10 protein-coding genes are annotated in these 11913 nt (G+C 69.8%); 4 read left to right on the top strand and 6 right to left on the bottom strand.

Annotated elements, in window-relative coordinates; translation table 11 throughout:
- Positions 1-13: 13 nt before the first annotated feature.
- Genes ACLBKU_RS14835 through ACLBKU_RS14815 form a run of 5 tightly spaced genes read right to left on the bottom strand, consistent with a single transcriptional unit; the run spans position 14 to position 4044 of the window.
- Positions 14-835, bottom strand: coding sequence for an urea amidolyase associated protein UAAP1 (locus tag ACLBKU_RS14835; RefSeq protein ID WP_410180332.1), 822 nt, complete (start codon positions 833-835; stop codon positions 14-16).
- Positions 832-1308 carry a CopG family ribbon-helix-helix protein gene (locus ACLBKU_RS14830; RefSeq protein ID WP_410180331.1) on the bottom strand — a complete coding sequence of 159 codons (477 nt, stop codon included), beginning with the start codon at positions 1306-1308 and terminating at the stop codon, positions 832-834. Before ACLBKU_RS14830 ends, ACLBKU_RS14835 begins: the two co-directional genes overlap by 4 nt.
- Before the next feature lie 12 nt (positions 1309-1320).
- The gene (locus ACLBKU_RS14825; RefSeq protein ID WP_410180330.1) at positions 1321-2124 is read right to left on the bottom strand and encodes an ABC transporter ATP-binding protein; all 804 of its coding nucleotides are present in this window, start codon (positions 2122-2124) and stop codon (positions 1321-1323) included.
- A complete protein-coding gene (locus ACLBKU_RS14820; RefSeq protein ID WP_410180329.1) occupies positions 2124-2939 on the bottom strand; it encodes an ABC transporter permease in 816 nt (271 codons plus the stop codon). Before ACLBKU_RS14820 ends, ACLBKU_RS14825 begins: the two co-directional genes overlap by 1 nt.
- 4 nt (positions 2940-2943) lie before the next feature.
- Positions 2944-4044, bottom strand: coding sequence for a putative urea ABC transporter substrate-binding protein (locus ACLBKU_RS14815; protein WP_410180328.1), 1101 nt, complete (start codon positions 4042-4044; stop codon positions 2944-2946).
- A gap of 180 nt (positions 4045-4224) precedes the next feature.
- On the opposite strand from ACLBKU_RS14815, the gene ACLBKU_RS14810 reads away from it, so the two are divergent.
- Positions 4225-5214, top strand: a complete 990-nt coding sequence (locus ACLBKU_RS14810; protein ID WP_410180327.1) for a YncE family protein — start codon at positions 4225-4227, stop codon at positions 5212-5214.
- A 66-nt stretch (positions 5215-5280) separates the two neighbouring features.
- Here ACLBKU_RS14810 and ACLBKU_RS14805 read toward each other — a convergent pair whose 3' ends face one another.
- Positions 5281-7833 carry a TonB-dependent receptor gene (locus tag ACLBKU_RS14805; protein ID WP_410180326.1) on the bottom strand — a complete coding sequence of 851 codons (2553 nt, stop codon included), beginning with the start codon at positions 7831-7833 and terminating at the stop codon, positions 5281-5283.
- A 343-nt stretch (positions 7834-8176) separates the two neighbouring features.
- Between ACLBKU_RS14805 and ACLBKU_RS14800 the strand changes: the two genes are divergently transcribed.
- The 3 genes from ACLBKU_RS14800 (at position 8177) to ACLBKU_RS14790 (ending at position 11910) form a co-directional block, all read left to right on the top strand.
- A complete protein-coding gene (locus ACLBKU_RS14800; protein ID WP_410180325.1) occupies positions 8177-8848 on the top strand; it encodes a GntR family transcriptional regulator in 672 nt (223 codons plus the stop codon).
- Between the two features lie 84 nt (positions 8849-8932).
- Positions 8933-9841, top strand: a complete 909-nt coding sequence (locus ACLBKU_RS14795) for a hydroxymethylglutaryl-CoA lyase (protein WP_410180324.1) — start codon at positions 8933-8935, stop codon at positions 9839-9841.
- A gap of 11 nt (positions 9842-9852) precedes the next feature.
- Entirely contained in the window at positions 9853-11910 is a 2058-nt protein-coding gene (locus ACLBKU_RS14790; RefSeq protein ID WP_410180323.1) for a hydantoinase/oxoprolinase family protein, read from the top strand.
- Positions 11911-11913 lie beyond the last annotated feature (3 nt).

Genomic DNA, 11913 nt, shown 5'->3' with positions numbered 1-11913 from the left:
TCGTGGGAAGGGGTTAGCGGCGGTAGTAGTCCTCGGTGTTGAGGAAGGCCCTGAGCCCCTCCGGCGTGGCGGTGCGGACCGGATCGTCCTCGCCCGTCACCGCCCCGCGCCACGCGGTCGCGCGCAGCGGGGTCGAGTGCCAACCCTCGCGCGGGTCGAGGACATGGGGGCAGTTGGCGATCACGAGGATCACCTCCATCTCGGCGCGCAGCAGGACTGCGCGGCCCGGCACGAAGGGGGCGACAATGGGCGTGATGCTGCCATCGGCCTCGATCTTCGTGCCCTTGAACAGGTTCACCGCCGGGTGAACGTCGCGGCGCGTGAGGCCATGCTTGGCCGCGCCGAGGATCAGCCGGTCGCGCCCGCTGGGGAAGGCGCCGGAATTGCGCCCTTCCCCGTATTTCCGAAGGTTGGAGGCTGCATTGGACACACCGCAGAAGGTGTCATGCGTCCCCGCGCCGTCTTCGAGGATGCTCGCCATCACGCGGCCCATGTCGGAGAGCAGCAGCTTGCCCGCCCCCAGATAGGCGTTCCACTGCACCTTGACCGTGTCGGCGACGTTGAGCCGCTCGGTCGGCATTTCGGCGTTGAAGATGTTGAGGCTCGCGCAGGCATCGCCCGCCTTGTCGATCAGCCGCAGCCGCGTGCCGCGCGCCAGCCTGCGCGAGGCGTAGCCGCCGGGCGCGATGGTCTCTTCCCACACCAGATCGGCAGGGGAGACGCCTTCGGGCAGATCGTCCGCCACCGGCGGCAGGACCGGCATGGTCTCGACCCGCGTGCCCCCTTGCGCGCGGGCGTGGTCGCGGGCGGATTTGGGGTCTGCGGTCGCGCTCATTCGGCGGCCTCCTTGTGGGGGGGCAGGTCCTGTTCGTGGAGCGGCGGGAGCAGCGCGGTGGTGGTGACGAGCTGCAATTGCTGCACGCCGCGGATCGCCCTGAGCGCATCGCAGAGCTGCTTCAGCCTGACCGCCGGGCCCTGCACCAGCAGCACCTCGAGCGACTGGTCTTCCTCGAGGAAGACGTGCTGCGAGGAGATCACCTCCTTGAGGTAGTCCCCCTGGGTCTCGGCCAGCTGCTGGCGCACCCGCCCGCCGCCGCCGGTGTAGACGATGGTGACCGTGCCCGCGAGCGTCTCGTCCGGGCGGGTCAGCGCCTCGTGTTCGGCGAGCGCGTGGCGGATCAGTTCGGCGATCAGCTGCGAGCGTGAGGGCAGGCCGCGCTCCTCCACCATCATGTCGAGCTGGCGGAACAGGTCCGCCGGCAGGCTCATCGAGAGGCGCGCGAGGCGCGGGGTTTCGGGGGAGGTCATGCGGCTTGCATCTCAATTATTACCTATCGTGTCAATCGTAATACCGGCCGCTTGTTCAGGGTCCGCAATCCCCGGCTCCGCATGTACTTCCTGACTTTTGCGCGTCAGTTCGAGGTCATAGACCACCCCTGCGCCGTAGCGCTGCGGCGCGTGCGGATCGTGGCGGCGCTTGTCGAGCGTCAGCACCCGCGTGCCGAGCCCGAAGGCCTCCTTGATGTCGTGGGTGACCATGATGACGGTGAGGCCGTGCTCGCGCCACAGCCGGGTGATGAGCGCGTGCATGTCGGCGCGGATGCCCGGGTCGAGCGCGCCGAAGGGCTCGTCGAGGAGCAGGATGCGCGGCCGCTTGATGAGCGCCTGGGCGATCGCGAGGCGCTGCTGCATGCCCCCCGACATCTGCGCGGGGTAGAGGTGCCGCGCGTCGCCGAGCCCGACCTCGTGGAGCATCGCCTCGGCCTCCTCGCGGGCGGCGCGGCGGGCGCTGCCGAACAGCCGCGCGGCGAGCGGGGCCTGTGCGAACTCGAGCCCGAGGAGGGTGTTGCCGAGCACCGTGAGATGCGGGAAGACCGAGTAGCGCTGGAACACCACCCCGCGGTCCGGCCCGCACTCGGGCGGCAGCGGCGCGCCGTCGAGGGTGATGCTCCCGCGCGTCGGGCGCTCCTGCCCGAGGATCACGCGCAGGAGGCTGCTCTTGCCCGCGCCGGAAGGCCCGATGATCGAGACGAACGACCCTTGCGCGATGTCGAGCGAGACGCGCTCGAGCACGACCTTCTCGCCATATTCGACCCAGACGTTCCTGAGCGCGAGGAAGGCCATCAGCGCGCGTCCAGGTGGGCCCAGCCGAACAGGCGACGGCTCGAGCGGGTCAGGGCGAAGTCCATCGCCACCGCCAGCAGCGCGATCCAGGCGACGTAGGGGATGATGACATCCATCGCGAGGTAGCGGCGCACGAGGAAGATGCGGTAGCCGAGGCCGACGTCGGCGGCGATCGCCTCGGCCGAGATCAGGAACACCCAGGCCGGGCCGAGCGAGAGGCGCAAGGCCTCGAACAGCCGCGGCAGCGCCTGCGGAAGCGCGACGCGCAGCACCACGCCCCAGGAATTGGCGCCGAGGGTGAGCGCCTTCACCACCTGCTCGCGCGGGAGCGCGCCGATGTGCCCGGCGAGGTCGCGGATCATGAAGGGGGCGATGCCGATCACGATCAGCGCCACTTTCGCTGTCTCGCCGAGGCCGAAGGTGATGAACAGGATGGGGAGGAGCGCGATCGGCGGGATCACCGCGATGGCCGTCACCAGCGGGCCGAGGGTCGCGCGCACCCGCGGCAGCGCGCCGAGGACGAGGCCGACCAGCAGCGCCGAGAGGGTCGCGATCCCCAGCCCCGCCGCGAGCCTGCCGAGGCTCGCCAGCGTGTCGGCCCAGAACAGGTACTGGCCTGACAGGCGGTCCTGCTCGAGCACGAGGTCCGACATGGCGGCGAGCATCGCGCCGGGGAGCGGCAGGATCTTGTCGGCCGGATTGTCGGCGTGCCGCGCCGCGGCGGCGATGACATAGCCGAGCGCCAGCACCACCAGCGGCGCCGCGCCGAGCAGCAGGGCTCCGCGCCGGCCCGGCGTGGCGGTCACCCAGCGCATCGCCCTAGAGCGTCCCGTCGGCGGCGGCCTGCGTGAAGGTCGGATCGAAGCGCAGGGTCACGGCATTGGCATCGCCGAGCACCTTGCCGCCCGGGAAGCTCATCCCCACCGCATCCGCCGAGCGCGCGCCCTGCCCGAACAGGCCTTGCGCGAAGCTGAAGTCGCGCACGCGGGTCATGGTGGTGACGAGATCGGGCGAGGACATGGCGGCGAGCGCCGCCTTGGGATCGGTGTAGAGGAAGGTGGTGGCGAGCTGGCCCTCGAAAGCCTCGGGCGTGGTGCCCGCGAGCTTCGCCATCGCCGCCCGCGCCGCCGCGCCCTCGGCGTCCTGCCTCGCCATCAGCGCCATCGTCTCGTACCAGATCCCGGCGAGCGCCTTGCCGAGGTTGGGATTGGCCTTGAGCGTCGCGGTGTCGACCACCATCAGGTCGAGGATCTCGCCCGGCACGTCCGCCGAGGTGAACACCGCCCTCGCGCCCGGCACGCCCTTCATGGTCGTCACCTGCGGGTTCCACGCCACCGCCGCGGTCACCTGCGGCGCGCCGAAGGCGGCGGCGATGTCGGCGTCCGAGGTGTTGACCGTCTTGACGTCGGTGAGCTTCAGCGCGTTCTTTTCGAGCGCGCGGGCGAGCAGGTAGTGCGAGACCGACAACTCGGCGAGGTAGACCTCGCGGCCCTTGATCCCGGCGACCGAATCCGCGCCCTTCAGCAGCACCGCGTCATTGCCGTTCGAATAGTCGCCGAGGATGATCGCCGAGGTGTCCTTGCCGCCCGCCGCCGGGATCGTCAGCGCGTCCATGTTCGCGACCGTCACCCCGTCGAGCTTGCCCGCGGTGTACTGGTTGACGCTCTCGATATAGTCGTTGACCTGCACGAAGCGGATCGTGATCCCGTATTTGTCGCTCCACTTCTTCACGATCCCCGCCTGCTCGGCATAGGGCCAGGGCATCCACCCGGCGTAGATCGACCAGCCGATGGTGAAGTCCTTGCGCGGCGCGGCGGCCTCCTCCTCGCCGCCCGAACAGGCGGTGACCAGCAGCGCCGTGAGGGAGAGCAGGGCCAAGGCCCAGATGCGGCGCCACGAGCGAGCAAGGCTGTTCAGCATGATTCGTCCCCGATGTTGCGCCTGCGAACATCAGGCCCCCGGAGCCGTTTGTCCACCGAGAATATTACGATTGCCAGCAAACGTAATATGAGCGAGATTGTTCCGGCCAGCAGGGGATGCGGGACCTCGCGCAAGGGAGTGCGGGGGCCGCCCCTGCGCCTTGCAGAAGGGTCCCGCCGCATGAAGCCTCCCGCCGCCGCTCCGCTCCTCGCCGGGGTCCTCGCCGCCGCGCTCGGCACCGCCGCCTGCTCTGCCGAGCAGGGCCCGCCCCCGGATGACGCGGTCGGCCCGGTGCCCGACCTCGTCGAGAATGCGCTGAAGGTGCCCGGCTTTGCCGACTTCATCGCGATCGACGGCGACACGGCCTGGGTCACCAATGACGGGCGGGTCGAGCAATGGTCGCCTGCCGGCAAGAAGCTGTCGGCCGATGTGCCGCGCCCCTGCGGGACGATGGCGATCGCGGCAGGCTCGCTGTGGGTCGCCAATTGCAAGGGCGGCGAGGTGTGGCGGATCAACCTCAGGACCGCCGCCGTCGAGGCGAAGATCGCGACCGGCCTCGCCAATCCCAAGGGCGAGACCAATGTCGTCGCCGGAGCAGGCTCGGTGTGGGTGCCGAGCGATGCGGAGGGCAAGGTCGCGCGGATCGACCCCGCAACCAACGCGATCGTCGCCACGGTCGGCGTGGTGCCCGAGACCTGGTATCTCGCGTGGGGCTTCGACGCGCTCTGGGCGGTGTCGAGCGAGGGCAAGCTGCTCCAGCGGATCGACCCCGCGACCAACGCGGTCACGGGTACGGCCGCGCTCGGCGACACCCCAGGCTTCCTCGCCGCGGGCGAAGGCGCGGTGTGGGTGCAGGAGCAGGGCGACGGGACGGTCGCCAAGGTCGATCCCGCAAGCCTCAAGGTCGCGGGCCGCACCAAGGTCGGCGACAACCTCAAGTGGGGCGATATCGACACCGGCGGCGGCGCGGTGTGGCTGCGCACGACCGACGTGCAGACGATGGTGGTGATTGACCCCGCCAGCCTCAAGATCCGCGCCCGCATGGGCCCCGCCGTCGGCAGCGGCGCGCTGCGCTGGACGCCCGCGGGGGTGTGGACCTCGGCCCACGACAACCAGACGCTCTCGTGGTGGAGCCCCGCCGCGAAGCCCGCGGCCACGCCCACGCCCTGAGGGCAGGAGAAAAGCGCGCGGGGCGGGTCGCAGAACCCCGCGCGCTCCCTCTTCGGCCCGAAGGCGTCAGAACTTGTAGCTCAGCTCCACCCCGAAGCGCTGGCGCCCGCCGGGGGAAATGAAGGAGCCGCCGAACTCGACCGCGGTGATGACCTCGTTCAGGTACTTCTCGTTGAAGAGGTTTTCGGCATAGGCGATCACCGACCAGTTCTCGCCCTCGAACCCGACGCGCAGGTCCATCACCCCGAAGGCGTCGCGCCGCGCCACCGAGTAGTCCGCCGTGCCGAAGGAAGCCGGCAGTTGCAGCGCCGAGCCGGGGAGCAGCCCGCTGAACAGCGTCGGGTTGGTATCGTTCTGGAGCGTGTGGAACCACGTCGGCCCGGTGATGCGGTAGTCCGCGCGGGTGACGAGATCGACGCTGCCCGTCACCGGCAGGTCGAGCTGCGTGCCGAGGTTGATCGTGTAGTCGGCGGTGTAGGGCGACTTGTTGCCGACCGTCTGCGGGCGCGAGGCGTTCGCCTTGATCTCGCTGCCGGTGACGTTGGCCGCGCCGAACACCGTCCACCCCTTGACCGGCTCGACGGTGAGGTTGAGCTCGCCGCCGTAGACGTCGACCTTGTCGATGTTTGAGACAACGCGCAGCAGGCCGAAGCCGCCGACGAAGAACTCGAAGAACTGCATGTCGTCGATGCTGGTGTAGTAGCCGGCGAGGTCGAACCGGACGGTCCCGTCCAGCAGCGTGCCCTTGACCCCCGCCTCGAAGGCGCTCGAGACTTCCTTCCGATACTTGTCGTTGATCAGCACGTTGGTGCCGATGAACTGGTTGAAGGCCGAGTTGACGATCGCCGCCGAGCCCTGGTTGTTGAAGCCGCCCGATTTGAAGCCGACGCCCCAGTTGCCGTAGAGGTTGATGTCGTCGGTGAGCTCGTAGCGCAGCGAGATCTTCGGCTGGAACTGCTCGAAGGTCTCCGATTGCGGCGCGATCGGCTGGACGACGCCGTTCACCACCTGCTGGCCAGGGTTGATCGGGCCGCCGGTGATCGGATCGCGCACCGCCGGCACGAGGCTCCTCACCTTCCGGTCCTCGATGTCGTAGCGGCCCGCGACCGAGATGTTGAAGCGGTCGGTCACGTCCGCGTCGGCGGCGGCGAAGATCGCGTAGACGTCGGTGGTGAAGCCGTCGTGGTAGAGCTGGGTCGTCGGATTGCTCGTCGAGGGCGCGTTGTAGAGGCGCGGGATGATCCCCTGCCCGAGGTCCGCGCCGAGGCTCACCCCCACCTCGCGGTCGATGTTGAGGTAGTAGGTGCCGACCTGCCAGTTGATCGGCCCGTCGCCGTTCGACGACAGGCGGATCTCGCCGCTGATGTCCTTCTGCTTGCGCGACTGGAACTGCGTTCCGTCGCAGGTCGTCGGGCTGTAGGCGCCGAAGGTCGAGCCGGTCGCGGGGTTGAAGATGAAGGGCACCGGGCTCGTGCCGATGAAGGTCGGCGGGTTGAGCGGGTAGTCGGCGAGCTGCCGGGTCGTGGCGGCGCAGCTATTGGCCGCCGCGACCGAGGCGGGGGTGCTGCCGGGGAAGGTGAAGCGCGCGAAATCGGCCGAGGTGCCGTCGGCGGTCAGCGACTGGTCGACATCGCTGTAGAGCACCCACGCGGTTAGGGTCGCGCCCTCGAACTTGTGCTCGATCTTGGCCGAGGCCTCGAAGGTTTCCTGATCGTTGGTCGGCCGGATGTTCGAATAGTAGTCGAAGGGGTGCTCGTTGACGTCCTCGAAGAAGGCGGGGTTGACCGCTCCGAAATTGGGCAGGTGGAAGCTCGCGTTGAAGTTGATCGAGGCGCCCGAGAGCTTGGCGTAGCGGGCCTTCACGTCGAGTTCGGTGTCCGGCCCGAGGTCGGCGACGAAGCGCCCGTCGATGCCCCACACCTCCTGGTCGTCGACGGTCTTGGAGTTGCCGAGGAAGCGGTTGCGGAAGAAGCCGTCGGTGGTCGAGTAGTTGCCCGAGAGCACGAAGCCGGCGCTCTCGCCGATCGGGGTCGCGATGTAGCCGTTGGCGAGGTAGGTGTTGTCCTCGGCGGCGCGAACCAGCACCCCGCCCTCGAGCCGGTCGCCGGGCTTCAGCGTCTGGAGCACGATCGCGCCCGCGGCGGCGTTGCGCCCGTAGAGCGCGCCCTGCGGGCCCTTCAGGATCTCGACCTGGCGCAGCGTGCCCTGGTTCTGGTTGAGCTGCGCGGTGTTGGTCTTGAGGATGCCGTCGACGACCAGCGCGACCGAGCTTTCCGCGTCGCGCGCGCCGTTGATGCCGCGGATGTTGATCTGGGTGTCGCCCGCCTCGGCGGTGCCGGTGACGATGGTCACGCCGGGGGTGAGCTGGATGAAGTCGTCGGCGCGCTGAACGCCGGTCGCGGCGAGGGTCTCGGCGGTGAACACCGTGACCGCGGCGGGGACGTCCTGGAGACTTTCCGACTGGCGGCGGGCGGTGACGATGATGCCGCCCCCTTCCTGGCCCTCGTCTTCGCTTGCGGCCGCCGGGGCGTCGGCGGGAGCGCTCTGCGCGGCGGCGGGCGTGGCGAGGGCGATGGCGCCGAGCGCCGCGCCGGAGGCAAGAAGCAGACGGACATTCATAGAGCGGCTCTCCTGGGAAAAGCGGGAACGGGGGCAGCGGGAACAGCGGTGGTGGTCGGGTGGATCGCGCACCGGCGCGCCGGACGCACGGCAGGGCGCCGGGCCCTGCCCGGAACGGCTGGCGCTGTTCCCCCGATCTGCGTCACGGCACTCCCCTGTTGCCTGTGTCGCGGTGGGTATTGTATACAAAACGCGTCCGTCAAGCGATTTGCATTCCGCACGCGCGATGGCGAGGGAAGTGTGTTTTTGCCGCCGCACAGGCTTGCCGGGGCGCAGGGGCGGGCGCAGAGAGGATGCATATGAACTTGCGCGCTTTCCCTCCCCCTCCCGAGACCCCCGCCGCATGAGCCGCGCCTCCGACCAGGCCTATGCCAAGATCCGTGCGCACCTCCTGAGCGGTGCTGTCGGCGCGGGGGAGCAGCTCACCGAGGACCAGCTCGCGCAGATCACCGGGGTGAGCCGCACCCCCGTGCGCGAGGCGGTGCGGCGGCTCGAGGACGAGCTGCTGCTGGTGCGCTCGGACACCAAGCGGCTGTTCGTCGCCGATTGGAGCCGCGACGACATCGAGGAGATGTTCACCCTGCGCGGCATGCTCGAGTGCCACGCCGCCGAGCGCGCGGCCAAGCGCCTCTCGCGCGAGCAGGTCGCCGCGCTCGAGGCGCTCAACCGCGACCTCAAGGCGGCGATCGAGCGGACCCCGCCCGACGTCGCGCGCTTCCTCGAGGCCAACCGCGCGTTCCACGAGGTGATCTACGACGCCGCGGATTCGCCGCGCCTGCGCCAGCTGCTCGCGCGGTTGATCGAGGCGCCGGTGGTGCTGCGCACGGCGCGGACCTACTCGCAGGGCGAGCTGAGGCAGTCGGCGCGCGACCATGACGAGCTCGTCGCCGCCTTCCTCGCGCGTGATCCCGACTGGGCGCGCGCGGTGATGGGCAGCCACCTGCGCCGCGCCTTCCACACCTTCGCGCGCGCGGTTGGCCCCGCAGCGAACGACCAGGACGACGGCGGCGGCTGAGAGCCTCGCGGCGGGCGGCAAAGCCCGATTGCAATTGTATACAAACCCGGTAAGTGGGCAGCAGCAGCAACCAGGCGGGACGGCATGTCAGGCGCATCAATCGAACTGGTCGAGGTCGGCCCGCGCGACGGGCTCCAGAACGAGCCGGACATCATCGCCACCGAGGTGAAGCGCGCGCTCATCCTCCGCATGATCGGCTACGGCGCGCGGCGGCTCGAGGTGGCGAGCTTCGTCCACCCGGCGCGGGTGCCGCAGATGGCCGATGCCGAGGCCGTGATCGCCGCCCTGCCCGACCGGAAGGACTGCATCTATGTCGGCCTCGTCCTCAACAAGCGCGGGGTGATGCGCGCACTCGCCACCCGCGAGGGCGGCCGTCGCGGCGTGGATCAAGTCGGCTGCGTGGTGGTCGCCAGCGACACCTTCGGGCAGCGCAACCAGGGCCAGACCATCGCGCAAGGCGTTGCCGAGACGCGCGACATGCTGCGCTTCGCCCGCGCCGAGGGGATGCGCGCGCAGGTCACGATCAGCGCCGCCTTCGGCTGCCCCTTCGAGGGTGAGGTCAAGCATGAGACGGTGCTCGCCATCGCCGAGGAACTCGCGATCGAGCGCCCGGAGGAGATCGCGCTGGCCGACACGATCGGGGTCGGCACCCCGCATGAGGCGGGCGAGCTGTTCGGCAAACTCGGCGAACTGCTTGGGCCAGCGATCCCGATGCGCGCCCATTTCCACAACACCCGCGGCACCGGCATCGCCAATGCCTGGGAGGCGTACAAGGCGGGGGTGCGCATCTTCGACGCCGCGCTCGGCGGGCTCGGCGGCTGCCCCTTCGCGCCGCGGGCGACGGGCAACATCGCGACCGAGGACCTCGTCTACATGATGGAGCGGTCGGGCGTCGCGACCGGCATCGATCTCGAAGCGGCGATCGCCGCCAACACGTGGTTTGCGGGCGAGCTGGGGCGCGAACTCCCCTCGGCGGTCGCGCGCGCGGCATAGAAGGACTGGGCATGACTTACAGGCTGGGCGTCGACGTCGGGGGGACCTTCACCGACCTCCTGCTGTTCGACGAGGCGAGCGGGGCGTTCTGGCGGCACAAGACGCCCTCGACCCCGCATGATTCCTCTGAAGGCATCCTGACGGGCGTAAAGGCGATCTGCGAGAAGGCCGGGATCACCGCCGCCGACATCGCCTATTTCCTCCACGGCACCACGGTCGCCACCAACGCCGTGCTCGAGGGCAAGGGCGCGCGGGTCGGCCTTGTCACCACGCAGGGGTACCGCGACATCATGCAGATCGCGCGGAGCTACGTGCCGGGGGGCCTCGCGGCGTGGATCGTGTGGCCCAAGCCCCAGCCCCTCGCCCGGCTCGAGCACACCGTCGAGGTGCCGGGGCGGATGGACGCGCGAGGGAAAGAGGTCGCCCCGCTCGACGAGGAGGCGGTCCGCGCGGCGCTGCGGAAGCTCAAGGGCGAGGGCATCGAGGCGCTCACCGTCAGCCTGATGAACGCCTACTTGAACGGCGCGCACGAGACCCGCATCGGCCAGATCGCCGCCGAGGAGCTGCCGGGCATTCCCGTCTCGCTCTCCCACGAGGTCCTGCCCGAGATGCAGGAATACGAGCGCACCCTCTCGACCGTCGCCAATGCCGCGGTGCGGCCGGTGGTGTCGAAATACGTCTCCAACCTGCGCACCAAGCTCGAGGCCGAGGGTCTCAAGGGCCGCCTCTCGCTGCTGCGCTCCGACGGCGGGCTGATGAGCAGCCAGAAGGCCGAGGAGCATCCCGTCAACATCCTCATGTCCGGCCCCGCCGGCGGGGTCACCGGCGCGTTGTGGGTCGCCAAGAATGCCGGCTTCCAGAACATCCTCACCCTCGACGTCGGCGGCACCTCGACCGACGTCGCGCTGATCCAGGGCCTCGAGCCGCGCCGCCAGCGCACCACCGAGGTCGGCCACCTCTCGGTGCGCGCCTCGGCCTTGGACGTGAAGACCGTGGGCGCGGGCGGCGGTTCGATCGCCCATGTGCCCGAACTCACCAAGGCGCTGCGCGTCGGCCCGGAGAGCGCGGGCGCGGTGCCGGGGCCGGTCGCCTATGCCAAGGGCGGCACGCTCCCCACCGTCACCGACGCCAACGTGGTGCTCGGCTACCTCCCCGAGGACCTGCTCGGCGGCAGTTTCAAGCTCGACCGCGAGGGCGCCAAGGCGGCGGTGCAGACCATCGCCGACGCGCTCGGCGTCACGCTGATGGAGGCCGCGCGGGGGATCATCGACATCGTCAACGAGAACATGTTCGGCGCGCTCCGGATGATCTCGGTCCAGCAGGGCTACGACCCGCGCGAATTCGCGCTGATGGGCTTCGGCGGGGCCGGCCCGCTCCACGTCAACGCGGTCGCGCGGCTGATGGGCTCGTGGCCCGCGATCTCGCCCGTTTCCCCCGGCGTGCTCTGCGCTCTGGGCGATGCGACCACCCGGATGCGCACCGAGACCGCGAGGAGCTTCTCGCGTCTCGCCCGCGACACGGCGATCGCCGACCTCGCCCGCGTGCTCGACGAGATGGCCGCCCAGACCCGCGGCGAACTGCTGGCGGACGGCATCCCCGAGGAGCAGATCACCTCGCTCTTCGAAATCGACGTGCGCTACGCCGGGCAGGCCTTCGAGGTGCCGCTGACGATCACCAGGGAGGTGCTCGAGCGGGACGGCATCGAAGGCATCCTCGCCCGCTTCGACGAGGAGCACCTCAGGCTCTTCACCTTCAACATGGACACGCCCCACGAGATCGTGAACCTGCGCGCGGTCGCTCAGGGGCAGGCCCCCGCCCTCCCCGCCGCCGAGCTCCCCAGGGGCGACGGCAACCCCGCCGCCGCCAGGATCCGCGATCACGCGATGTGGATCGGCGGCGAGGAGCGCGCGGCGGTGATCTACGACCGTGCGAAGCTCAGGCAGGGCGACGTCATCGAAGGCCCGGCGATCATCACCGAGATGGATTCGACCACCCTCGTCGAACACGACTGCCGCGCGACCGTCGACGCCGTGGGCAACATCCTGATCACTCTGAAGGCGAAGGGCTAAGAC

It is taken from the genome of Erythrobacter sp. NE805, assembly GCF_046452355.1.
GTDB lineage: Bacteria > Pseudomonadota > Alphaproteobacteria > Sphingomonadales > Sphingomonadaceae > Erythrobacter.
This window is presented reverse-complemented; position numbering and strand designations above follow the sequence as displayed.

Excerpts from the sequence above, each read along its gene's own strand:
- ACLBKU_RS14795 (WP_410180324.1), top strand. The coding sequence starts at position 8,933 with ATGTCAGGCGCATCAATCGAACTGGTCGAGGTCGGCCCGCGCGACGGG.
- ACLBKU_RS14800 (WP_410180325.1), top strand. The coding sequence starts at position 8,177 with ATGAGCCGCGCCTCCGACCAGGCCTATGCCAAGATCCGTGCGCACCTC.
- ACLBKU_RS14815 (WP_410180328.1), bottom strand. The coding sequence starts at position 4,044 with ATGCTGAACAGCCTTGCTCGCTCGTGGCGCCGCATCTGGGCCTTGGCC.
- ACLBKU_RS14805 (WP_410180326.1), bottom strand. The coding sequence starts at position 7,833 with ATGAATGTCCGTCTGCTTCTTGCCTCCGGCGCGGCGCTCGGCGCCATC.
- ACLBKU_RS14830 (WP_410180331.1), bottom strand. The coding sequence starts at position 1,308 with ATGACCTCCCCCGAAACCCCGCGCCTCGCGCGCCTCTCGATGAGCCTG.
- ACLBKU_RS14810 (WP_410180327.1), top strand. The coding sequence starts at position 4,225 with ATGAAGCCTCCCGCCGCCGCTCCGCTCCTCGCCGGGGTCCTCGCCGCC.
- ACLBKU_RS14835 (WP_410180332.1), bottom strand. The coding sequence starts at position 835 with ATGAGCGCGACCGCAGACCCCAAATCCGCCCGCGACCACGCCCGCGCG.
- ACLBKU_RS14790 (WP_410180323.1), top strand. The coding sequence starts at position 9,853 with ATGACTTACAGGCTGGGCGTCGACGTCGGGGGGACCTTCACCGACCTC.
- ACLBKU_RS14820 (WP_410180329.1), bottom strand. The coding sequence starts at position 2,939 with ATGCGCTGGGTGACCGCCACGCCGGGCCGGCGCGGAGCCCTGCTGCTC.
- ACLBKU_RS14825 (WP_410180330.1), bottom strand. The coding sequence starts at position 2,124 with ATGGCCTTCCTCGCGCTCAGGAACGTCTGGGTCGAATATGGCGAGAAG.